The following is a 22,096-nucleotide window of genomic DNA, read 5'->3' as shown; positions in this document are numbered from 1 at the left end:
CCCTGCCATCAGCGGAAGGGCCGGTGACAGTCCATCGAACCGGAGATCCCGAGGCTCCGCCGATCCTCTTGCTGCACGGCGCCGCGCCGGGTGCGAGTGGCCTTTCGAACTGGCGCAGCACTCTCCACGCGCTCAGCGACCGCTACTACTGCCTGGCGCCCGATTTCATCGGGTTCGCGGACAGCTGGCACCCCACTGAACCACCCAGGACGATGGTCCAATGGAACCGGTTGCGTGTCCAGCAGGCGCTGGAGGTGCTCGACCACTACGACATCGCCAAGTCCTGTCTGGTCGGAAGCTCGATGGGAGCGGCAGTCGCGTTGCAGCTCCTGAGTGAGTCGCCCGACAGGTTCGACCGTGCGGCCCTGCTCGCGTCCGCGGGCCTCGACATCCCGGTGACGCGCGAGCTTCAGCGAGTGATGGACTTCTACCTCGACGCGAGTCCCGCGGCGCTCGCGGCGATGTACAAGTCCTTCGTGTACGACACCGGCTCGATTCCGGTGGACGTCGATGCGCTGGCCGCCACGAACTATCCGATCGCCACTCGGCCCGAGGTCCGGCGGTCTTTCGAAGCGCAATTCGCGAGCGGACCACCTGTCACCGTGACCGACTCCGCACTTCGACGCATCAGCCACCCCGTACTGGTCGTTCATGGAGTGCAGGATCCCGTCGTCCCGGTTGATGCGGCCTTCCATCTCGGTGCCCTGCTCCCCGATGTCCGGATCTACCTGTTCGGTCAGTGCGGGCACTGGATCCCGGTCGAGTACCCGGACGAACTCCATGCGCTCCTGGCCGGCTTCTTCGCATCAGGCGAATCGCGCGCGTCAACGGAGAACGGGTGACGGCACACAGGATTCGTCGCCGGTCCACCGACCAGACCGCGCTCGAGTCGTCGTCGGCGCCGGCGTCCGAAAGGGTTCTGGCGTCGTTGGCGAGGCGATCGTGTCGACGGTGCCGTCCAGTCCCAGCGAGGTACGGCGTACGGGCACGCCCTCGTCGGCTCTGACGACCTTTGCCACTGGCAACAGATCTGGAGTCGTACGGCGGTGGCCAGCTGGGTCGGATCGGCCAGGTCGATCTCGCGGCCGCGGGTCAGGCGGATCAGCGAACACGGCGTGTGTGCGGTGAGTCCGGCGACTCGGTCGACGACGTACTCGTCGAGGCAGAACCAGAACCTCCGGGCGTGCATCGGGACACCGCGCCTTGCAGGTCCTGTCCGACTGCGGCGTAGCCGTCGAGGGTGGAGCCGCCTAGCCAGGTGGTGGTGGGCCGGGCCGCGCCCCGTCGCCGCCGGCTTTCGGTGCCTGGGGCAACTTGCCGATGGTTGCGTGCGTCGTGCACGACCTGGTCCAGGTAGCACTGTTGCGCCACATGTCGACCCGGCGTCCGCGAGTGATCTCAGTGGTCGACGAGTTCATGGTCGGCGGTACGGCGGGCGACCAACTGCTCGGCCGCCACTTGGTTGCCGTCCTCGGTGACGAAAGCCAGTCGCACCGGCGTTCCGGAGTCTTCGATGGCGAAGGCCGGTGATGTTCCCTCGGGGCGCGGCCGGCGTGTCCGCCCCCAGTCGCTGAGTGCGGCGATCACCAGATTGAGACTGCGGCCCGTTTCGGTGAGTACGTACTCGTCGCGCGGGCGAGCACCTGTCTCCTGGTAGGTACGCCGGGCCAGCAGTCCCTCGTCGATCAGGAACGTGAGGCGCTGGGCCAGCAGGTTCGGCGCCACCCCGAGCGCGTCCCGGAACTCGTGGAACCGCGTCGCCCCCGAGATCAGTGCTTCCCGCAGGATCAGCAGCGTCCAGCGGTCGCCGAGCACCTCCAGGCTGCGCGCGATCGAGCAGGTCGAGTCCTTGCCGAGTGACTTGGGCATTGGCGTCCCACCTTTCGAGCTGGGTTACGAAACTATACCCAGCGGATGCTAGGTTTAGAAAATCAACTCAGCTAGGCGGCGGTCGGCCGCAGTTCTTGGAGGATCCGTGCGATCGCTCAGTGAGCGCGCCAGTTTCTGGACAGCCGGCGCGGTGGTCGCGCTCGCGCTGTGGACCAGCGCGTGCCCGACGATGATCTACCCGCTCTACCAGGCCGACTGGGACGTCACCTCGACGACCGTCGCCTGGATCTTCGCCGCCTATCCGATCGCGCTGATCCCGGTGCTCGTGGTCTTCGGCGACCTGTCCGACCACATCGGCCGTCGCGCGGCGATCCTGCTGGGCCTGGCCGCCGAGCTCGTCGGCGTGCTGCTGTTCGTGCTGGCCCGGGACGTCACATGGCTGCTGATCGGCCGTGCGTTCATGGGGCTCGGGGTGGGGTTGTCGCTCAGTCCGGCAAGTGTGGCGATGGTCGAGTTCAGTGCCGCCGGCGCCGAGAAGCGGGCCGGTGCCGTCGGTACCGCGGTCTCGGCGTTCGGCATCGCGCTCGCGATGCTGGTCGGCGGCGGGCTGTCGCAGTACGCGCCCTACCCACTGCGGTTGACCTTCGTCGTGCTCGCGGTCGTGATCCTGGGGGTCGGGTTCGTGGCCCTGGGGCTGCCGCGGCACACCCCGAACGAGACCAGGTTGCGCTGGCGGGTCCGCGCGATCGTGATCCCGCGCGGGAACCGGTGGATCTTCACGACCGGCTCGATCGCGTTCGCCTCGTCGTTCCTGCTCGGCTCGCTGGTCCTCCCGCTTGGTGCCAAGATCGCGCACCAGCTCGCGGGTTCCGACAATGCGCTGGTAACCGGGTCGCTGCTGTCGGTCTTCGCGATCTCGATCGCCGTCACCGCCTTGCTGGCCAAGCGGCTGGACAGCTGGACGACCGTGATCCTCGGCGCCGTGTTCTCGGCCGGCGCGGTGTGGTTGTTCGTCGTCACCGGAACGACGCACTCCATCGTGGTGTTCTTCCTCGCCTCGGCCTGTGCCGGGATCGGCTACTCCTTCGACTTCGCCGGCGGACTGACCATCCTCAACCGGTACGCCGCTCCGCATCACCGCGCCAGCATGGTGTCCGGCGGTTACCTTGTCGGTTACATCTCCCAGGGCATCGGCGCTCCTGCACTCGGCGCGATCGTCACGGCCAACGGGTTGAGGACAGGCCTGCTGACCGGGGCGATCGCGTTCAGCGTGGTCTTCGGAGTCTCCCTGATCGGCGCGATGGCCGTGAGTAGGTCGCTGCGCACGGCCACCGCGAAACATCGCCGCCCCGAGACGGTCTTCGCCGACTGAGCGGGGTCGGTCGGCACCGGTGTCAGGCGATCGGGAAGTCGAGGGTACCTGTCCGAGGAGGCTCGTCGCGCGAAATGTAGTGCCACCATTCGGCGTCGTCGGCGTGCAGCCCGGCGGCCGCCATGATCGATCGCAGTGCGTCGCACAGGGCTCGGTCCCGACGAGGCGATTTCGCCAAACAGCCGTCCACCGGCTTACCGGTGAAGTTGTCCCAGGCCGCGAACCGTGCGTCATCCCACCGGATGCCGGGGAGAAGCTGGTCCACGAAGACGAAGTCGGCGCTTGCAACGTCATGCTCCTTGCTGGTCTGGAGATTCAGGGGTGCGCCCTCCACCCCGCCAGGCTGCTACTTCGCCTCTCAAGCCCTCGGATCAGGGCGTGCGCGCTCGGCGATCGCTGGACCGCGGCGTTGGTGTTGGCCGAGGGCAACGAGGGGATGACGGAGCCTTCGGCGACCCGCCGCCCTCGACGCCGTGCACCCGCAGGTCGAGATCGACCACCGCGAGATCGCCGGTGCCGAGCTTGCAGATGCCCACCGGATGGCAGTACGAGATCGCCGTGCCTCGCAGGTACGCCGCCTGAGGTGGCCGGTCAGCCGTGGCCGGAGATCATCAGGTCGGCCAGGTCCTCGGGGTCGAGGAAGGAGGCCGGCGGTGGCGGGCCCCAGGTGAAGAGACCACGCGCACCTTCCAGGATCTCCGGAGTCCACAGGGCGTCCTCGGGGATGTGGTCCATGTCGCTGTGGTACTCGGCGAAGTTGCCGGACGGATCCTTGAGGTACCAGAAGAAGTTGCTGCCGGCGTAGTGCCGGCCGAGCCCCCAGACGTGACGATCGGGGTGGCCGGCGAGCATGTCCATCGCACCCCGGCCGACCTCGTCGACGTCCTCGACCTGCCAGCTCGTGTGGTGCAGGAACGGCACCGGCGCCTTCTGGACCAGCAGGTTGTGATGATCGGTCGAGCAGCGCAGAAACACGCCGAAGTCCTTGACGATGTCGCTGACGCGGAAACCCAGCCCGTCCACGAAAAAGGACTTCGTCACCGCGAAGTCGGTCGTGCCGAGCACGAAGTGGCCGAGCTTGCGCGGGCGGACGCGGTGCTCGCGGACGACGCCGTCGGCACGCGCGTTGACGCGCTGGATCCGGCCGGGGCCGTTGTAGACCGGCGCCGGTGTGGAGTCCTGCTGCAGCCGTGGTGCGACGACGACGCGAACCAGTACGCCGGTCGCGCGCTCGACCGCCGCACAGTCGAGGGTGGTCGAGCTGACCTCGACGCCGAGCCGCAGCAGGCTCGCGACGACCCGGCGGATGTCGTCGGGATCGTCGGCGGCGAAGGTCGCCTCGACCAGCCGCCGGGTCGGCCGCTGGACGAGGATCAACTGGTCCCCGCCGTCCTCGGTCGCGAACACGTACTCACCCGGAACGTTCGACCGGCGCAGGCCGAAGTCCTCGTAGAACCGGGCCGATGCGTGCAGATCGGGGACGCCGAGGGTGAGGCTGTTCAGCCGGTGCAGTGCCATGGTGAGTCCTTCCGTCGGAGGTTCAGGTGGGGCGGTTGGATGTGAGTCGCGCAAGGGAGACGGCGACCAGCAGCGCGAGCCCGTAGAAGTACTGCTCGACGTAGTTGAGGGCGCCGTGCTGCCGCAGCCCCGTGATCCCGATGGCCACCACGTACACGGCGATCACGGTGCCGAGGGCGTTGTAGCGCCCGGGCCGGATCGAGGTCGCGCCGAGAAAGGCGCCGGCGAAGGCCGGCAGCAGTGCGCCGAGGCCGACCACCGGTGACGATGCGCCCAGGATGCTGACCGACAGCACTCCCGCGACGGCACACAGCACTCCGGTGCCGGCGAACGCTTGCACGGTCACCCGAGCCACCGGTACGCCGGCCAGCTGGGCCGCCTTCGCGTTGCCGCCGGCGGCGTGGACCTGCCGTCCCCAGGTGGTGAACTCGAGCGCCAGCCACAGCACGGCGGCGGCCACCAGCACGTAGACGAACGGCAACGGGATCCCCGCCAGTTGCACGCGGCCTGCCTTCAGGAACCAGTCCGGCATCGCGCCGTTGATGGTCAGATCGCCCGTGTACCACTGGGTGGTGCCGAGGACCAGGATGCCGACGGCGAGCGTCGCGATGAACGAGTTCAGCCCGAGCCGGGCCACCAGCAGACCGTTGACCGTTCCGATCAGCAGTCCCGCCAGCAGCACGACCGCGATCGCCGCGCCGGCCGGCAGTCCTTCGTTGACGATCAGGCCCGCGCACAGCCCCTGGGCCAGCCCGAATTGGAAACCGACCGAGATGTCGAACTGGCCGACCGCCAACGGCAGCATCGCCGCCAGCGCGAGCAGCGCGATCGTGGCATTGGTCGAGGCGATGGTCCGGGCGTTCGCAAGGGTCGCGAACACCAGCGGGTCGGCGATCGCGAAACCGGTGCTCACGACCACGAGCACCACGACGAGGGAGTACTTGCCGAGCAGCGAGCGCGCCGCGGGGTACGGGCTGGAGCCGGTGGTCTCCGGCGGACGGGCGCGATGCTCCTGAACGGTGGCCGATTCCATCAGGCTCTCCTCGGGTCGAGTACGGCGGGTTCGGTACGGGCGTAGCTGTGCTGGGCGAGGCGGTCGGTGGTGAGGTCGTCACCGGTGAGTTCGGTGGTGAGGCGGCCGGCGTTCATGACCAGGGCGCGGTCGGACAAGGCGGTGATCTCGTCGAAGTCGGTGGACAGCAGAACGACCGCGGCGCCGTCGGCTGCGGCGGCGCGGATCAGACGGTGCAGCTCGGCGCGGGAGCCGACGTCGACACCGGCGGTCGGATCCTCGAGCACCAGGAGCCTGGGATTGCAGCGGAGTGCACGGCCGACGACCACCTTCTGCTGGTTGCCCCCACTGAGGGTGCCGAGATGACGCTCGACCGTGCCGTGCGGTCGTACGGCGAACCTGGTAGCCAGGCGCGTAGCGAGCCGCCGCTCGGTGCTCGGGACGATGACGGAGGTGTCGTGCGCTCCCGGACTGGTGCCGCGGGCAAGGAAAAGATTCTCGCGGATGCTGAGGGTGGTGGCGGCGCCCGCTGCCAGCCGGTCGCCGGGCACGAAGGCGCATCCCGCATGACGGAGCTTGCGGCTGTCACCGAGGGGAAGCCGTGCACCGCCGAGCGTCGCGCTCCCGGAGACCGGCCGCGTGGCTCCGCCGAGCAGGCCCGCGAGCGCACGGGTGCCGCTGCCGATCAGGCCGCAGATCCCCAGGATCTCGCCCGGCTCGACCGTCAGCCGGATCGGCGCGTTGAGACCTGGCCCGACCAGATCCCGCACCTGCAGCCCAGGTGTCGCGGCGAGCCCATGCCGCGCGCCTCGGGCGGTCGCTGTGTGAGCAGCGAGGGGAACATCCGCCGTGCCGGAACCTGTTGCCGAGGGCACCGACGATGCAGCCTCTTGCTCGCCGACGATCCAGGCGACGATCTGCTCGTGGGTGGTGTCGGCCACCGGAACCGAGGCTCGTACGCGGCCGTCCCGCAGTACGGTCACGTGGTCGGCCAGGTCGAAGACCTCGTCGAGGCGGTGGGTGACCAGGACGTACGCGACGCCGTTGGCCCGCGACGCCCGCAGCGCGACCGACAAGCGGGCCATGTCGGGGGCGGGCAGGCTCGCGCTGACCTCGTCGAGTACCACCACGCGCGCCTGCATCGACAGCGCCCGCGCGACCGCGACCATCACCTTCTGGTCCTGGGGAAGCTGGGCCACCACCGCGCGCGGATCCACGTCGACCCCGGCCGCGGCGAGCAGTCCGGCCACGACGGCTTCGGTACGCCGGTGCGAGACGAAGCCCAGGCGGTGGGCGTACCCGGTCTCCAGCGCCACGTTCTCCGCGACGGACAACGTGTCGATCAGACCGAGATCCTGGTGCACGAACGCCAGCCCGGCCGCGCCTTCGGCGACCTCGCTGCCGTTGAGCAGGATCCGGCCGGCGTCGCGTTTGTGGACCCCGGCGAGGATCTTGATCAGCGTCGACTTGCCGGCGCCGTTCTCACCGAGCACCGCGTGGATCTGGCCCACCTCGGTGCGCAGGTCGACGTCGTGCAGCGCGACCTGCGCGCCGAAGGACTTGGTCAGGCCCTGGACCTCGAGGGCGGCGGGCCGGTTCCCCACGGGCGGCCGGGTTCGGCCGGGCGCGGACATCATTTGCCCCAGAGCTTGCTGAACTGAGCCGCGTAGTCGAGGTCACCCCGCCACGAACCCTGCTCGGCCGGGACGTTGTCCGCGGTGAAGAGGCGTTGCGGCAGTACGTGCGGCTGCACGGCGGCGCCGGTGAAGAGCCGGGCCAACTGGTCGACGGCGGCCCAGCCGGCCCAGGCCGGTACGGTCGCGAGATCGGCGGCCTGCTCGCCCTTGCGCAGCCGGGTCAGACCGTCGGGATCACCTTCGCCGCTGACGAGGGCGACCTTCCGGGCGGCCTGCCGGATGCCTTGAGCGGCGAATGTTCCGGACGAGTCGAAGGGGGCCAGGATGTGGGTGATTTCCGGGTGCGACTGCAGTGCCGTGGTCACCAGCCCGGGCAGCTGCTGCACCATGGTGCCGATGCTGAACTTCGTCGTCGAGACGATCGTGCAGCCCGGGCAGGACGCCTGGAGCTGGGCGCGGATCCCGTCGTTGCGGCGGACCAGCTCGGGAAAGGCCGGTTCCTCCAGGAGCAACACCTTGGCCTGGCCGCCGGAGTCGGCGATCACCCAGTCGGCCAGCGTCTTGCCGCCGGCCAGGTGGTCGGTGGTCACGTGGGCGTCGACCTTTGCCCCGGGCAACTCGGGGATAAACTGCACGACCACCGGTACGCCGGCCGCCTTCGCCTTGGCCAGGCCGTCTTGGACCAGCGCCGGGTTGATCGCGGCGAGCACGATGCCGTCGGCCCGATCGGTGACCGCCTGGGTGACGGCGGCGTTCCAGACCGACGGGTCACCTTTGCCGTCGACGATCGAGACGTCCCAACCGACCACCTGTCCGGCGGCCGCGACACCTCGAGCGCCCTGGACGCACCCGTAGCCTTGCGAACCGCAGGTGATCGCGACGATGCGTCGTCCCGCGGGTGGTGTGACCGGGGTGGTGGGTCCGGTCCAGGTGGTCTGCGGCGCCTTGGCCGCGGTCACCGCGGCGGTCGCCGCACTCGTGTCGGTCCCGGAGTCGTTCGGCGCCGTCGAGCCCGCGGGCGCGGCGGCCGGATCACTGCAGGCAGCCAGCGTCAGTAGCAGGCCGCAGGCAGCCAGTCGGAGGGGTGAGAAGATCTTCATCGGAGGCCTTCCAGTTGCAGGGGAGCGGTGGCCGGGACGAGGACCTGATCGAGCAGGTCGTCGACCAGCATCGGGAGATCGGCGAGGCTGGGCAGGCCGCCGAAGACGTAGAAGTCGGGGCGGACGACGACAGCGGTGATCCCGCGGTCGGCGAAGTACGCGCCGTAGTGGCCGTCGGCATCGATCGGTCCGGTGCCCGGTTGACCGGGGGCGCGGATCGTGGCGTACGTGGTGCCGAGCCGGTCCAGGGCGGCGAGCTGGTCGGGACGGAGCACCGATCGGGGATCGCCGCCGAGGGCGAGCACGGTGAAGCGGCGGCCGGAGTGGAGACGGTCGAACAGATCCGTGCGGCCGTCCACCGTGACACGGGCCTGGATTCCCAGCTCGCCGGCCGGGCCGACGGGTACGCCGTCCGCGTCGCGGTGCAGGACGCCCTCGGTCAGCTGCGGGAAGTCGGGGATCGGTGGGCGGTACCCGGAGCGGAAGAGTTCGTCGCGCTGCCGTGCCTGCTCGGGGTCGATGATGCACGGGATCTTGCCGGACTCGATCGAGATCGTGGTCCAGTCGCGGACGTGCGGCGCGCGCTCGGTCTGGTAGGTGTCGAGCAGCGCGTCGGAGGCGAGACCGGACAGCACCAGGTCGAGCTTCCAGGCCAGGTTCTTCGCGTCCCGCATGCCCGAACACATGCCCTGACCCATGAACGGCGGCATCGTGTGCGCGGCGTCGCCGGCCAGGAAGACCCGGCCCGAGCGCCAGTCGTGGGCGATCCGCGCTTCGAAGGTGTAGACGAGCTGGCGCACCGGTTCCACGTCGTCCGGCGTCAGACCGAACTCACCGAGCAGCTCCCACATCCGTTCCGGCCGGGTGAACTCGGCCGCGTCCTCGGTGGGCCGCAGGTGCCACTCCCAGCGGCGATGCGATTTGCCGAGCGGCAGCACGGTGACCGGCCGGCGCGGGTCGCAGATCTGCCCGGAGTCGAAGTCGATCGGGAAGTCGCGCTTGCGCCGCGCGTCGACGACCAGCCAGCGCTCGTTGAAGCCGAGGTCGTCGCGGGCGATGCCGAGCCATTCCCGGACCCGGCTGTTCGCGCCGTCGCAGGCGACCAGGTACCGCCCGAGCAGCCGCCGCCGTACGCCGGTACGCCGGGGGACGGGGCTCCCGGGCACGATCTCGGTCTGCTCGATCACCAACTCGACATGGTCGTTGTACTGCGTGAGACCGACGGCCTCCCATCCGGCCAGCCGGGTGATCCCGGGTTCGGCCGTGATCGTGGTGAGCAGGGACTGCTCGAGGATCGCGGAGTTGTGCATGAAGTCGGAGTGCCAGCCGGAGATGCCGTTCTCACCCCAGGGGAACTCGAGCAGGGTCTCGCCGGTGGCGGTGACCCAGCGGTAGTAGCTGGGTTCGTAGGCGTCCTCGACGACCGGGCCTTCGGCGCCGAGCGTCTGCAGCAGCCGCATGATCTCGTGATCGATGTGCCCGACACGCGGCAGTCCGTACAGGTGCTGGTGCTTCTCGACGACCACCGCCGTACGGCCGAGCTGAGCCCAGACCGCGGCCAGCGTGAGCCCGACCGAACCGGAGCCGACGATGAGCAGTTCGTGCATGACCTCCTGACCCGAGGCCGAGGCTGCCGGCCGGGAACCGGCGCCGCGATCGTGACGGGCGGTCATCTCAAGCTCCCGCGACGAAGGTCTGCTCGAGCTCGCCTACGCCCCCGATGTGGCTGCGCAGCACCTCGCCGGGCCGCAGGTAGCGCGGTGGTTTGCGTCCGGCGCCGACGCCGGCGGGCGTTCCGGTGAAGATCAGGTCACCCGGCTGCAACGGCAGGATCGAGGACAGATACTCGACCAGCACACCGACCGGGAAGATCATCTGCGCGGTCCGGCCGGTTTGCACAGGATCACCGTCGATCGAGCAACCGATCTCGAGGTCGTCCGGATCGGTGAGCTCGTCCGGAGTGACCAGCGCGGGGCCGAGCGGGGAGAAGCCGGGGAAGGACTTGGCCAGCCCGAACTGCGGCGCCGGACCGGCGTGCTGCGAGGTCCGCTCGGACAGGTCCTGGCCGACCGTCACGCCCGCCACGTACGACCAGGCGTCGTCCGCGCCGACGTCGCGGGCGCGCCGGCCGATCACCACGACCAGCTCCACCTCCCAGTCGACCGTGTCGGTGGGCAGCACGACCGTGGTGTACGGACCGGTGAGCGACGAGACGTACTTGGTGAACACCAGGGGCGCGGACGGACGGACGAACCCGGACTCCGCCGCGTGCTCGTCGTAGTTGAGCCCGATCGCGAAGACCTGCCGAGGCCGGGGGACCGGCGGGCCCAGCCGGCGCACGTCGTACGGCGTGGCGTCGGCGGCCGCGAAGTCCGCGGCGGCGGCCCAGCCAGCGAACGCGTCCCACTCGTCGAAGACGTCCTGAGGGTCGGGGCCGAAGCGGCCGTTGCTGAGCTTCTCGACGTCGACGGCGTGGTGGTCACGCAGGACCACGAGCCGGCCGTCCAGGTTGGCCAAACGCATCAGTGTGTCGCCTTCCGGTCCGGGATGGTGGCCGGCCGCTCGTCCGCTCGGCGGCGGCAGGCCTTGTGCTACGAGCCTGCGGGTCCGGCCGGGCCGGGACATCGGACGGCCGACGCGGCGGCGGAGAGCGGAATCGCGCGCCGCGCACGGCCGGATCGGCGTGCCAGGTCCGCGACATTCGTCCTATGCGCGGCGGGTCCGGGTGCGGCACGCTGGTGCGGAGAGCTTGCCGAGGGGTGAACTGGATGTCCGCAGACGCAGCGGTGACGACGGCCCAGCTGGGGCTGGTCACGTTGTCCAGGCTGGTCGACACGGCTCCTGACGGGATCGCGGTCGTCGACGGCTCGCGCTACCGCTACGTGAACCCGGCCGGCTGCCGGATGCTCGGCGGCACGCTGGACCAGCTGGTCGACAGTGCGGCCGGCCACTTTCTCGGTACGACGCTCGGCGGGCCACGGTCCGACCCGGCGGTGGTGGTCTGCGCCGGCCGCGAACTCGAGTTCACGGTCACGCCGGTGCCCGAGGACGACGTGCTGCGGATCGTGCGGTTCCGTGACGTCACCGACGCGCGGCGGCAGGAGCTGCGATTGAAGGCTTTCAGCCGGACCTCGGCCAGTATCGCGTTCGCGGGACCGCTGACCTCGGTGCTCGATCTGCTGGCCGCCGAGGTGCGGCAGGCGACCGGCGTACTGGCGTGCACGTTCCTGCTGATGGACGAGTACGGCGACCTTCGGCAGTCCGGGACGTCCGGCAGCTATCCGAACGTGGACGACTACGCGGAGCGGCTGAAGGAGTGCCGCGATCTGGGGGCGCCGTTGCTGGCCGTCGAGGCGTTCGAGACCCGCAAACCGGTGGTGGCCGAGGGCTGGCGGGAACTGACCATGAACGACCCACGGTTCGCGCCGTTGCACGAGCTCAGCGCCCGCGCCGACTGGCACACGATCGCCGTCGTACCGCTGATCGTGCGCGACCGGGTCACCGGTGTGTTCAATGTCTTCTACCTGGAGGGTCATGGTCCCGCCGAGGCCGACCTGGGCTTCCTGACCGCGATCGCGGACCAGGCGGCCGTTGCCGTCGACAACGCCAGACTGCTGCGCGAGGTGGAGAGCAAGGCTGCGCTGGAAGAACGCCACCGGCTGGCCCGGGACCTGCACGACTCGGTCAGCCAGGCCTTGTTCTCGATGACCTTGCAGACCCGGGCCGCGGAACTGTCGCTGCGCCAGGACCCGCCGGATCAGCAGTTGGTGGCCCGCAGTCTCGCCGAGGTCCACGAGCTGACCCGCGGCGCCCTGGCCGAGATGCGCGCCCTGATCTTCCAGCTCCGTCCGGACGCGCTGCACGAGGAGGGACTCGTCTCCGCGGTCCGCAAGCACGCGGCCGCTGTCGAGGCGAAGACGGCCCTGCGGATCGTCGTCGACGGGACCGACGAGGAATTGGCGTTACCGGAGGACGTCGAGGCGCACCTGTTCCGCGTCGTCCAGGAAGCTCTGCACAACGTGGTCAAACACGCCGGGGCCCGCCAGGCGGTCGTCCGGATCGCGGTTGACGGACCGGGCCGGCGCGATCTGCTGGTCGAGGTCACCGACGACGGGTGCGGCTTCGACACCGACGCCGATCACCCGGGACATCTCGGCCTGCGCTCGATGAGCGAGCGGGTCGGCGGACTGGGTGGCACGCTGGTCGTGACGTCGCGGCCGGCCGGCCCGACCACGGTGCGGGCCGTCGTCGACGACGTGGTCGGAGGAGCCCATGGTTGACGTCATCAAAGTCTTTCTGGTCGACGACCACGCCGTCGTACGGCGGGGGATGCGGGCCTTCTTCGAGCTGCTGCCGGACCTGGAGGTGGTCGGTGAGGCTCCCGATGGCAAGGCCGCGCTCGACGAGCTGGCCGTGGCGGCCGCGTCGGACTGTCTGCCCGATGTGGTGGTGATGGACCTGCTGATGCCCCGGATGGACGGGATCACCTGCATCGGTGAGGTCCGCGCGCTGTATCCCGCGGTCGAGGTGGTGGCGCTGACCAGCTTCAGCGAGGCGGAGCGGGTGCACGCCGCGCTGGCGGCAGGGGCGGCGGGCTACGTGCTGAAGGACGCGGACGCCGACGAGGTCGCCGCCGCGGTCCGGGCGGCACACGCGGGGGAGGTGCATCTGGACGCCGCCGTCGCGCGCAAGCTGACCCGGTCACTGGTGGGTGGCAACGAGGGCGTGTCGGCACTCAGCTCGCGCGAGCGTGAGGTCCTCGTACTGGTTGCCCAAGGCCACAGTAATCGGGAGATCGCGCAACAGCTGGTGATCAGCGAGCGAACCGCCCGGACCCACGTGAGCAACGTGCTGCTCAAGCTAGACCTGGCCTCCCGCACCCAGGCGGCGCTGTGGGCGATCCGCCAGGGACTGGTTCCGTCGCCCTGACTGCCGCTTCCACCTCGCCGTCCGGGACAAATGACTCGTCGGGGAGGCGTCGCCTGGCCGATCCGGGCGGCGGCCGCTGCCGGTTGACTCGAACTACGGCAGCCGGCAGAGAGGAAACCGACGATGACGCGGACGCAGGTTCGCACGACCGTGCTGGTCGCGGATCAGGACCGGAGGGTGCGCGCCGCTCTCGCCGGTCTGCTCGACGCGGTGTCCGGGTTCGCGGTCGTGGCCGCGACCGGTACCGCGGCCGCCACCCTGGCGGCCGCCCAGGACCTCGGTCCGGACGTGGCGCTGGTGGACCTCCTGCTGCCGGACGTCGACAGCGGCCTGGACCTCGTGCGGCAGCTCAGCGGCATCCAGGGCCTTCGGGTCCTGGCGCTGAGCGCCCAGGGCCATCTGCGGGCCGCGGCTCTGGCCGCCGGGGCGACCGATTTCGTGGACAAGGGCACCAACCCCGAAGCCCTGCTCGCCGCGGTCCGCCCGTCGGTTGCCGGTACCGAGGTCGCCGACGACCGGCCCGCGCTGCTGTCCGGTGACCTCACCTATCCCGAATCGCCCCGATGGCACGACGGCAAGCTGTGGCTGTCGGACGTTCACGCGTACGCCGTCAAGACCGTCGACGCCTCGGGCCGGGTCGAGCACGTTGTCGACGTACCGGGCCGGCCCGCCGGTCTGGGATTCCTGCCGGACGGCCGATTGCTGATCGCGAGCGCTCTGGATCGCAAGCTCTGGACGTACGACGGCACCACTCTTGGTCTCGCCGCCGATCTGTCGCCGATCACCCGCGGCCTGCTCAACGACATGGTCGTCGACCAGCAGGGACGGGCCTACGTCGGTGACACCGGCTTCGACCTGATGGCCGGTGACGAACCGCGGCCGGGCCAAATCATCCTGTACTCCGAAGGGGGAGCGCGGGTGGTCGACCGGGACGTCATGTTCCCCAACGGTGCCGCGACCGACGGCAGGCGGTACTGGGTCGCCGAGACCGTGGCCCAGCGGGTTTCGGTCTTCGACGTGACGCCGGCCGGAGACCTCGCCGGTCGTCGGACGCTGGTCGAGCTGCCGGACCTGCCGGACGGACTGTGCCTGGACGTCGAAGGCGCCGTCTGGGTCGCCCTGCTGCGGCGTGGCGAGTTCTGGCGGGTGCTTGCCGACGGCACCGTCTCGGCCAAGGTGTCCGCCGAGGGACGACTGGCCGTCGCGTGCACCCTCGGCGGCCCGGATCGCCGAACGCTCTACCTGTGTTCGGCCGCGACCACGATGGCCGAGCTCGCGCTGGGCCGCAGTACCGGACTCGTTCACACTCTCGCCGCCGTCCCCGGCGCCGGCCGTCCCTGAGCCGGACCGTTCAACCCCGAAGGAGACCAGGATTCCCATGCCCACGATCGTGAAGGCGGCGGCGACGGCCGTCGAGCAGCACCGCAGTTCCGACCAGGTGGTGCAGACCGTCGCCGAGGTACTGGCCGACATCCGCACCCGCGGCGACGACGCCGTTCGGGCATACTCGGAGAAGTTCGACAACTGGAGCCCGGAGAGCTTCCGGCTGGACGCCGCCGCGGTCGAGAAGATCGTCGCGGACGTGCCCGGCACGGTGCTCGACGATATCCGCACCGTGCAGGCCAGCGTCCGTGAGTTCGCGCAGCGGCAGCGCGACTCGCTGACCGACTTCGAAGTCGAGACGATGCCCGGTGTCCTGCTCGGTCAGAAGAACCTGCCCGTGTCGGCGGCCGGTGCCTACGTGCCCGGCGGCCGCTATCCGCTGGTCGCCTCCGCCCACATGACCGTGGTCACCGCGAAGGTGGCCGGCGTCCCGCGGGTCGCGGCGTGCACCCCGCCGATCCGCGGTGAGATCCCTGCGGCGACGATCGCCGCCATGCACCTGGCCGGCGCGGACGAGATCTACCTGCTCGGAGGCGTTCAGGCGATCGGCGCGCTGGCGATCGGTACCGAGACGATCGACCGGGTCAACCTGCTCGTCGGTCCAGGCAACGCCTACGTCGCCGAGGCCAAGCGGCAGCTGTACGGCGAAGTCGGGATCGACCTGTTCGCCGGGCCCACCGAGATCCTGGTGATCGCCGACGAGCACGCCGATCCGTTCGTCGTGGCGGTGGACCTGTTGTCGCAGGCCGAGCACGGTCCGGACTCGCCGGCCGTTCTCGTCACCACCTCGCAGTCGCTGGCCGAGCGGGTGGTGGCGATCGTCGAGGAGCTGCTGCCGGGGTTGCCGACCCGGGACTTCGCCGGTCCGGCCTGGCGCGACCACGGCCAGGTGCTGGTGGTCGAGGATCTCGACGCGGCGTTCGCGCTCGGCGACACGTTCGCGAGCGAGCACGTCGAGGTGCTGACCGAGAATCCGCGGCAGGCACTCGACAAGATGCACGACTACGGTGCGCTGTTCCTCGGCGAGGGCACTTGCGTGTCGTACGGCGACAAGGTGATCGGCACCAACCACACCCTGCCGACGCGCGGCGCCGCGCGCTACACGGGTGGACTGTGGGTCGGGAAGTACCTGAAAACCGTCACCTACCAAGAGGTCGTCGACCAGCAGTCGAGTGCCCGGCTGGGCGAGTTGTGCGGGCGGGCGGCGCGGGTCGAGCTGTTCGAGGGACACGCGCGCTCGGGCGACGTCCGGGCCGCCAAGTACGCCGGCGCTTCGTTGCCCTGGGCCCCTGACGGACTGTCGTGATGACGCACCGGATCGCCGGCCGCACCGCCTTGGTGACCGGGGCCGGCAACGGGCTCGGCCGGGCGATCTCCCTGGCGCTGGGCAGGGCCGGGGCCAAGGTCGTCCTGGTCGGGCGACGGACAGCGGCGCTGGAGGAGACCGCGGCGCTTCTCGAGGCCGCTGGGGCGCAGGCGCACCCGGCGGCGCGGGTCGCGGTCGCCGACACCTCCGACCCGGCCTCCGTCACTGACCTGGCACACCAGGTGGCGGACGAGGACATCTCGATCCTGATCAACAACGCCGGTGTCGCCGGACCGGTCGCCGCGCTGGTCGACGTGGACCCGAACGACTGGGACGACGTGTTCGCGGTCAACGTGCGGGGGGTCTACCTGATGTGCCGGGCGTTCCTGCCGGCGATGATCGAGGCGGGCCGCGGGGACGTGATCAACGTGGCCTCGGTCAGCGGGAAGCGCCCGCTGGCCCGGAGGACGCCGTACACGGCCTCGAAGATGGCGGTGCTCGGGCTGACGACCACACTCGCGCACGAGGTGGGACCGCTCGGGGTGACGGTGAACAGCCTGTCGCCCGGCCCGGTTCGCGGGCCGCGGATGGACCGGAACTTCGCGCTGGAAGCGGCCTCCACCGGATCGACACCGGACCAGGCCGAGCAAGCCTTCGTGTCCCGGGCGGCGCTCGGACGGATGGTGGAGGAGGACGAGGTCGCCGACGCGGTGGTCGCCATGCTGCACATGCCCGGTCTCGCCGCGGCCGACATCGACCTGTCCGCCGGCATGGTGGCTCGCTGACGCACCTGACCGGTCGTCTCCGGTGTCGGCCTCAACCGACCAGGACCACAGTGTGTGGACCGCGAGTGACCTGCACGCTGTCGCGGGTCTGGACGCGTCCAGGGTCAGCAGGGACAGTGACGAGTGCAAGGTCTTTAGCGGATCCCCGTGCGGTACGAAGCTCCGTTCGAGATTGGTGGTCAGCACCAGGCGCCCGTCGGGACTGATGGTCAGGCCCTCGGGGGAGACTCCGTTCCGGCCTCGCCGACGACCTCGTGCCGGCCGCCGGATTCGGCGAGCCGGACGCTGGTGACGGTGCCGCGCGGCACCTCGGTCCAGAATCCCTCGACGTCGGGACCCCATTGGAGGTTGTTGGTGAGTGCGAAGGCAGTGAACGCACTGGCGTCCGCGAGGGAGGTGGCGATGGCGATGCCTTGAAACAGAGAGATGGATAACTTGAGGGTCGCGTTCCGGTCAAGGTGTACGGAGCACTCCCGGCAGCCTCACCGCGGTGCCTGAGCCGTCTGCAGGGCGAGCATCGCGTCGACAGCGCGTCGCGCTGCCTGAGGGCTTCGCCTTCCGAGTCCGCATGCAGTCGCGATGTCCACCCGTCGGCCCAGGGCCGTTTCCACCAGTCTGCGCACGGTGAGTTGCTCGTCGAGACCCTGGTCCTCGTGCGCGATGCCTGCCACCACCGGTACGTCCGGCGGCACGCGCAACCGCCGCAACGGGTCGAAGAAGTCCGGCGACACCACGGGTGGCTGGTCGGCGCCCGACATCGGCAGATGCACGAACTCCAGCGATCGTCCATCCGGCCAGTGCCGGACAAGAGCGTTCGTCAACCGCACCAGGGGATCGGTGTCGGCGAGCTGCAGGAGTGCTTGATGGCCGAGATCGCCAAGACACAGATGTACGCCGAAGCGGCTGCCTTCGGGTGCCCGCGCCACTTGCCGCGTCACCAGGTGCGCCATCAGCGCGGCCATGGCCGGCCGGAGCGGCGGCGGCGCCGCGGCGACCGCGATCAGCGCCGCGGGCACCTCCAGCTGGAAAACGATCCGGTCGCCGGCCTCGGCCTGAAGCTCAGCGATCTGGCCGGCGACCGCACCGAGGAACATCCGTCCGTACCGAAGCAGGCCCATTGGCCCGAAGGTGTACAACGCCATGTCCAGATATCCGGGAACGCCCACCTGCAGCGGCAGCCCGTGCGGATTGTCCAGACTGTCCAGCACGCCCAGTTCCTCCCGCGCGAACTCGGCCATCCGCAACGGGATGTCCTGGCGGGTGAACCGGGCCCGCCGACGCACCCGGAGTACGTCGATGTCGCGGTAACCGGTCCAGTCGCCGTTCTGGATCGTCCGCACCTGAGGGAGCCGCTTGATGTCCTTCACCAGCGGTACGAACCACAGGAGACGATCGCCGGTCTCGCCACCGGACAGCCGCCGTACCGAACCGGCGAGCGTGGTCAGCTGCCACCGCAGCGCGGAGCGTGCGTCGTCGAACTGCGGCATGCTCCCGACGAAATGCAAACAGGTGTTTTCGTTCATGGCCCGCTCCCTGGATCTTCCTTGTCTGCCGTGCCTAGCGAGGCAGCTGGACGAGGCCGTCGAACGTCTTGCCCGGGTACCACGGAGTGCTGAGCAACTGGTCGAAGCCCGGAATGGTCTCCATGTGCTGCACCATCCGCTCCCGCAGGCGCTGGTCGGGAAGCGGTCCGCGCATCGCCCCGAGGTTGTCGAGCACGTGCGCGGGATCGGTGGTCGCCGGCAGCGCGCAGGTGATCGCGGGATGGCTGATCACCCACTTGAGGAAGAACTGCGCCCACGACGTCACGCCGAGGTCGGCGGCGAAGGCGGGCAGCCGCCGATCGCGGACCAGGTGGTGAAGGCGCGCCTTCTCCAGCGGCATGTTCACGATCACGGCCGTGCCCTTCTCGGCCGCGAGGGGCAGCAGCCGCTCCTCCGCGGCCCGGTTGCGGATCGAGTAGCCGACCTGGACGAAGTCGAGGTCGCCGTCGCGGACGTACTGCTCGAGGAACGGGATGTAGCGCGGCTCGTGGTGGGTCACGCCCAGGTAGCGGATCCGGCCCTCGCGCTTCCAGGCCCGCAGCACCGGCAGGACCGCGTCGACGTTGACGAGGCTGTGCACCTGCAGGACGTCGATCTTGTCGCGCCACAGGCGGTTCAGTGTCTGCTCGAACTGACGACGCACGTGGCTGTCGTCCCCGAGGTACTCGCCGGTGGCCCAGGTCTTGTTGGTGATGAACAGTTCGCCGCCGATCCCGAGGGCTGCGGCCGAATCGCCGACGGTCACCTCGGACAGCCCGTACAGCGGCGAGGTGTCCACGACCCGGCCGCCACCGGCGTGGAAGCGCTTCAGCACCTCCCGGAGGTGATCGCGAGGCGCGCCCGGCCGCTTGTCGAAGGTCATGAAGGTGCCCAGGCCGATCGCGGGGACGGCTTCCCCGGTCCGGGGAATCTGCCGCGTGATCACGGGGCCGCCCGCAGCCTGCGGTTGCGTGGCGGAGGCGTTTGCTGAGGTGGCGCCGAGGACAGCGGCGGCGCCACCGGCCTGGAGCAGGGCGCGTCGAGAGATGGGAGACATGATGATCCTTCGGGAGTCGTCGGAACTGCGTCGCGGACGGCATCGCGTCCGGGGCGGCACGCTGCGTGACGCACGGTGTTAGCAACGGTAACGGAAGCTCTATAACGGTGGCAATCTCGACTATAGTGTTGTTATGACTGACGGGGAGCCGGTCCAGGCTCGGAGCCGCATCCTGGCCTCGGCGAGCGCGCTGGTCGCCGAGGTGGGAGTCGACGGAATGTCGATCCGGGATGTGTGCAAGGCCGCCGGGGTGACGGCGCCGACCGTGTACCACCACTTCGGCGACCGCAAAGGCCTGCTCGACGCCGTCGCTGCCGACGGCTTCGACCGGTATCTGGCCGAGAAGCGCCGGCGTGGCCCCTCGATCGACCCGGTCGAGGACCTGCGCCTCGGCTGGGACGGCCATCTCGAGTTCGGGCTACGTCATCCGGCTCTCTACGGCCTCATGTACGGCGGGGTTCGGACGACCCCGCATCCCGCGGCCGCCGAGGGTGAACGCATGCTGCGGGGGATCATCGCCCGGATCGCCGACGCCGGACTGTTGCGGACGTCGGTGGACAGTGCGGTGCACGTGATCCATGCGGCGACCATCGGCGCGACCTTGATGCTGATCACCAATGCGGACGCGCCGGGCATGGACGGGCTGTCCGAGCAGATGCGAGAGATCGTGCTGTCGTCGGTCCTCGTGTCCACGCGCACCGAACTCCGGGGTCTTGCCGCCGCGGCGGCCGACCTTCTCGGTCTGTTGTCCCGCGCACCGGCCGCGTCGCTGACTCCCGGCGAACTCGGCATTCTGCGCGAGTTGTTAGGTCGGCTCAGCTCGTCCTGAGGTTGCCGTTGTCATGAATTCGCCAGCCTCAGCCAGGTTGTGACGCGCTGCAACAAGCATATGTACACTCTGTTCGCAGAAGATATGTACATCGTGTACACAATCATCCGGCTACGACAGCGGCGCGATGGTGGCCAGGCTCTGGGGAGGGGGATCGATGGCGTACCGGCGATCACCTGCCGCGGGACACACCGTGCAGGATGTTGTGCACCAGCGCCCTGGCGAAGTCGTCGGTGAGCGGCTGGTCGCCCACCAGCAACCGGTTGTAGCAGGCTCCCCAGATCTGGTCGATGACCACCTCGGGATCGACGTCTCGGCTGATCTGGTCGCGTTCGGCGGCCCTGGTCAAGATGCCGGCGGCAATCGCGCGCCGCGGACCCGAGTAGCGCTCGGAAAAGGCTTTGGCCAGCTCCGGATCGGTCTGGGCGGCCCCGATCAGCCCGGCCACCGCGCGGCCGGCCGAGGTGTCGCGCAGCAGCCCGACGAACGAGATCACCTGGTCGGTCAAATCCGCCTCGAAGTCACCGGTGTCGCGGAAATCGAGCACGGGTCGCACCACGAAGCTGTAACCGTCCAGGGCCAGTGCGCCGCGGGACGGCCACCACTTGTGCAGGGTGACTCGGCTGGCGCCGGCGCGCGCGGCGACCTTCTCGATGGTGAAGCCGGCCATTCCGGCTTCGATGAGCAGTTCTCCGGCGGCCTGAAGCACCTGTTCCCGCACCTCGGCTGCTGGTCGTCGCCCACGTCCGCGGCGGCGCGGCGCTTGGTCCGCTCTGTCGGACACGAACATCTCTCCCTGCGTGAACTCGACGCATCCTATCGACAAGGAGCAGGATGAACAGACGCGGTCTCTTGAAGCTGGGTATGGCGGCCGGTGGGCTTCTGCTCGCCGGTCCCGCGACGGCGAGTGCGGCCCAGGCGGTGCGGCCGGGTGGCGACGCGGCGCACCACGCCAACCGTGGCTGGCTGTCGGTCACCGAGGCATTGATGCGTGGGCTCCCACGCACAATCGTCAAGCGGGGCAGCGGCTCCGCGCTCCTGGTCAGCTTCCAGCCCCAGGCAGCGATGAACGGAGTGTTCGGCATCGCGCGGAGGCCGGACCTGCGTGAGATCGAGCGCTTCGCCGAGGAACTGCCCGTGCTGGGAGTTCCGTGGGTGCTGCGGATCCGCGGAGAAGCGGGCGCGGACTTCGTGGAACTCGCGGCCCGGTTCGGCAAGACCGCGTTGAGCACCCGGACCCTCACCTCGGTCTCGGCTCGCGACCTGGTCCTGCCCGGCACTGTTCCGCCGGGTGTGGCCGTGCGTGCGGTCACCGGCGCGCAGTCGGACATCTTCCGCGACATCGCCGTCCGGGCGACCGGGGTTCCCGAGAGCTTCGTCCGTGATCTGCTCAGCACCCGGGCGTTGAGTCGCCCCGAGGTCCGGCCGTACGTGGTCGAGGTCGACGGCCGGCCGGCCGCGATCGGGGCCGGCTTCCGCGCCGGCGAGGTGGTCGCGCCGTACTACCTGTTCACGCTGCCGGAGTACGCCGGCCGAGAGTTGGACCGGCAGGTGGCCGGCCGCATCCTTCGTGACGCCTTCGCCGCGGGCGCCCGGACGGCTGTCGCGGCGATCGGGCCCGGCCAGGAGATCCTGCTGCCGGCGCTGGGATTCCGCCCGCTCGACACCTGGACCACCGCCGCCTGATCGGCTCCGAGCGTGACGGAAGCGTTCGAGGCAGCCGGGGTCACCGGGCACCACCACACGGATCGGAGGGTCAGCAGTGTCCGGGTCACGACCGTGGCGGGCGCCGGTGACCGTGGTCAGCGCGGCGGT

Annotated in this window: 20 protein-coding genes and 1 pseudogene; 9 read left to right on the top strand and 12 right to left on the bottom strand. The window is 69.9% G+C overall.

What is annotated here, in order from left to right:
* Window positions 1-23 precede the first annotated feature (23 nt).
* Window positions 24-842, top strand: coding sequence for an alpha/beta fold hydrolase (locus tag ACQPXM_RS24990; RefSeq protein WP_432937401.1), 819 nt, complete (start codon window positions 24-26; stop codon window positions 840-842).
* Between the two features lie 556 nt (window positions 843-1,398).
* Here the strand turns inward: ACQPXM_RS24990 and ACQPXM_RS24985 are convergent.
* On the bottom strand, window positions 1,399-1,869 hold the full coding sequence (locus ACQPXM_RS24985) for a winged helix-turn-helix transcriptional regulator (RefSeq protein WP_432937398.1): 471 nt from the start codon (window positions 1,867-1,869) through the stop codon (window positions 1,399-1,401).
* Between the two features lie 106 nt (window positions 1,870-1,975).
* Here ACQPXM_RS24985 and ACQPXM_RS24980 point away from each other — a divergent pair, with 106 nt between their 5' ends.
* Window positions 1,976-3,202, top strand: a complete 1,227-nt coding sequence (locus ACQPXM_RS24980) for an MFS transporter (RefSeq protein ID WP_432937395.1) — start codon at window positions 1,976-1,978, stop codon at window positions 3,200-3,202.
* A gap of 133 nt (window positions 3,203-3,335) precedes the next feature.
* Here the strand turns inward: ACQPXM_RS24980 and ACQPXM_RS24975 are convergent.
* From ACQPXM_RS24975 to ACQPXM_RS24940, 8 genes and pseudogenes are all read right to left on the bottom strand, one after another.
* A pseudogene (locus tag ACQPXM_RS24975) lies at window positions 3,336-3,521 on the bottom strand (hypothetical protein); the annotation flags it as partial.
* Between the two features lie 52 nt (window positions 3,522-3,573).
* Window positions 3,574-3,738 carry a hypothetical protein gene (locus tag ACQPXM_RS24970; protein ID WP_432937392.1) on the bottom strand — a complete coding sequence of 55 codons (165 nt, stop codon included), beginning with the start codon at window positions 3,736-3,738 and terminating at the stop codon, window positions 3,574-3,576.
* A gap of 55 nt (window positions 3,739-3,793) precedes the next feature.
* On the bottom strand, window positions 3,794-4,720 hold the full coding sequence (locus ACQPXM_RS24965; protein WP_432937389.1) for a VOC family protein: 927 nt from the start codon (window positions 4,718-4,720) through the stop codon (window positions 3,794-3,796).
* 22 nt (window positions 4,721-4,742) lie between these two features.
* Entirely contained in the window at window positions 4,743-5,753 is a 1,011-nt protein-coding gene (locus ACQPXM_RS24960; RefSeq protein WP_432937386.1) for an ABC transporter permease, read from the bottom strand.
* Complete coding sequence (locus ACQPXM_RS24955) at window positions 5,753-7,336, bottom strand: sugar ABC transporter ATP-binding protein (RefSeq protein WP_432937383.1); 1,584 nt, start codon at window positions 7,334-7,336, stop codon at window positions 5,753-5,755. Before ACQPXM_RS24955 ends, ACQPXM_RS24960 begins: the two co-directional genes overlap by 1 nt.
* A 29-nt stretch (window positions 7,337-7,365) precedes the next feature.
* On the bottom strand, window positions 7,366-8,469 hold the full coding sequence (locus tag ACQPXM_RS24950) for a sugar ABC transporter substrate-binding protein (RefSeq protein ID WP_432937380.1): 1,104 nt from the start codon (window positions 8,467-8,469) through the stop codon (window positions 7,366-7,368).
* Window positions 8,466-10,076, bottom strand: coding sequence for a bifunctional 3-(3-hydroxy-phenyl)propionate/3-hydroxycinnamic acid hydroxylase (locus tag ACQPXM_RS24945; RefSeq protein ID WP_432937377.1), 1,611 nt, complete (start codon window positions 10,074-10,076; stop codon window positions 8,466-8,468). The genes ACQPXM_RS24950 and ACQPXM_RS24945 overlap by 4 nt, the downstream gene beginning before the upstream one ends.
* Window positions 10,077-10,143: 67 nt before the next feature.
* A complete protein-coding gene (locus ACQPXM_RS24940) occupies window positions 10,144-10,992 on the bottom strand; it encodes a fumarylacetoacetate hydrolase family protein (RefSeq protein WP_432937374.1) in 849 nt (282 codons plus the stop codon).
* 245 nt (window positions 10,993-11,237) lie between these two features.
* On the opposite strand from ACQPXM_RS24940, the gene ACQPXM_RS24935 reads away from it, so the two are divergent.
* The 5 genes from ACQPXM_RS24935 (at window position 11,238) to ACQPXM_RS24915 (ending at window position 16,872) form a co-directional block, all read left to right on the top strand.
* The gene (locus ACQPXM_RS24935) at window positions 11,238-12,749 is read left to right on the top strand and encodes a histidine kinase (protein ID WP_432937371.1); all 1,512 of its coding nucleotides are present in this window, start codon (window positions 11,238-11,240) and stop codon (window positions 12,747-12,749) included.
* Window positions 12,742-13,398, top strand: coding sequence for a response regulator transcription factor (locus ACQPXM_RS24930; protein ID WP_432937368.1), 657 nt, complete (start codon window positions 12,742-12,744; stop codon window positions 13,396-13,398). The genes ACQPXM_RS24935 and ACQPXM_RS24930 overlap by 8 nt, the downstream gene beginning before the upstream one ends.
* Window positions 13,399-13,521: 123 nt before the next feature.
* Window positions 13,522-14,739 (top strand): SMP-30/gluconolactonase/LRE family protein, encoded by a 1,218-nt coding sequence (locus tag ACQPXM_RS24925; protein ID WP_432937365.1) that lies wholly within the window; start codon window positions 13,522-13,524, stop codon window positions 14,737-14,739.
* A 37-nt stretch (window positions 14,740-14,776) separates the two neighbouring features.
* The gene (gene hisD / locus ACQPXM_RS24920) at window positions 14,777-16,087 is read left to right on the top strand and encodes a histidinol dehydrogenase (protein ID WP_432937362.1); all 1,311 of its coding nucleotides are present in this window, start codon (window positions 14,777-14,779) and stop codon (window positions 16,085-16,087) included.
* Window positions 16,087-16,872, top strand: a complete 786-nt coding sequence (locus tag ACQPXM_RS24915; RefSeq protein WP_432937359.1) for an SDR family NAD(P)-dependent oxidoreductase — start codon at window positions 16,087-16,089, stop codon at window positions 16,870-16,872. The genes hisD and ACQPXM_RS24915 overlap by 1 nt, the downstream gene beginning before the upstream one ends.
* Window positions 16,873-17,354: 482 nt before the next feature.
* Here the strand turns inward: ACQPXM_RS24915 and ACQPXM_RS24910 are convergent, their stop codons facing one another.
* Window positions 17,355-18,395 carry a hypothetical protein gene (locus tag ACQPXM_RS24910; RefSeq protein WP_432937356.1) on the bottom strand — a complete coding sequence of 347 codons (1,041 nt, stop codon included), beginning with the start codon at window positions 18,393-18,395 and terminating at the stop codon, window positions 17,355-17,357.
* Window positions 18,396-18,429: 34 nt separating this feature from the next.
* Entirely contained in the window at window positions 18,430-19,452 is a 1,023-nt protein-coding gene (locus ACQPXM_RS24905) for an aldo/keto reductase (protein ID WP_432937353.1), read from the bottom strand.
* A gap of 133 nt (window positions 19,453-19,585) precedes the next feature.
* Here ACQPXM_RS24905 and ACQPXM_RS24900 point away from each other — a divergent pair, with 133 nt between their 5' ends.
* Entirely contained in the window at window positions 19,586-20,281 is a 696-nt protein-coding gene (locus tag ACQPXM_RS24900) for a TetR/AcrR family transcriptional regulator (RefSeq protein WP_432937350.1), read from the top strand.
* A 172-nt stretch (window positions 20,282-20,453) separates the two neighbouring features.
* On the opposite strand, the gene ACQPXM_RS24895 is transcribed toward ACQPXM_RS24900, so the two are convergent.
* On the bottom strand, window positions 20,454-20,990 hold the full coding sequence (locus tag ACQPXM_RS24895; RefSeq protein ID WP_432937347.1) for a TetR/AcrR family transcriptional regulator C-terminal ligand-binding domain-containing protein: 537 nt from the start codon (window positions 20,988-20,990) through the stop codon (window positions 20,454-20,456).
* A gap of 125 nt (window positions 20,991-21,115) precedes the next feature.
* Between ACQPXM_RS24895 and ACQPXM_RS24890 the strand changes: the two genes are divergently transcribed.
* On the top strand, window positions 21,116-21,967 hold the full coding sequence (locus tag ACQPXM_RS24890; protein ID WP_432937345.1) for a GNAT family N-acetyltransferase: 852 nt from the start codon (window positions 21,116-21,118) through the stop codon (window positions 21,965-21,967).
* Window positions 21,968-22,096 lie beyond the last annotated feature (129 nt).

Source organism: Kribbella sp. CA-253562, assembly GCF_050942265.1.
In the GTDB taxonomy this organism is placed as follows: Bacteria; Actinomycetota; Actinomycetes; order Propionibacteriales; family Kribbellaceae; genus Kribbella.
This window is presented reverse-complemented; position numbering and strand designations above follow the sequence as displayed.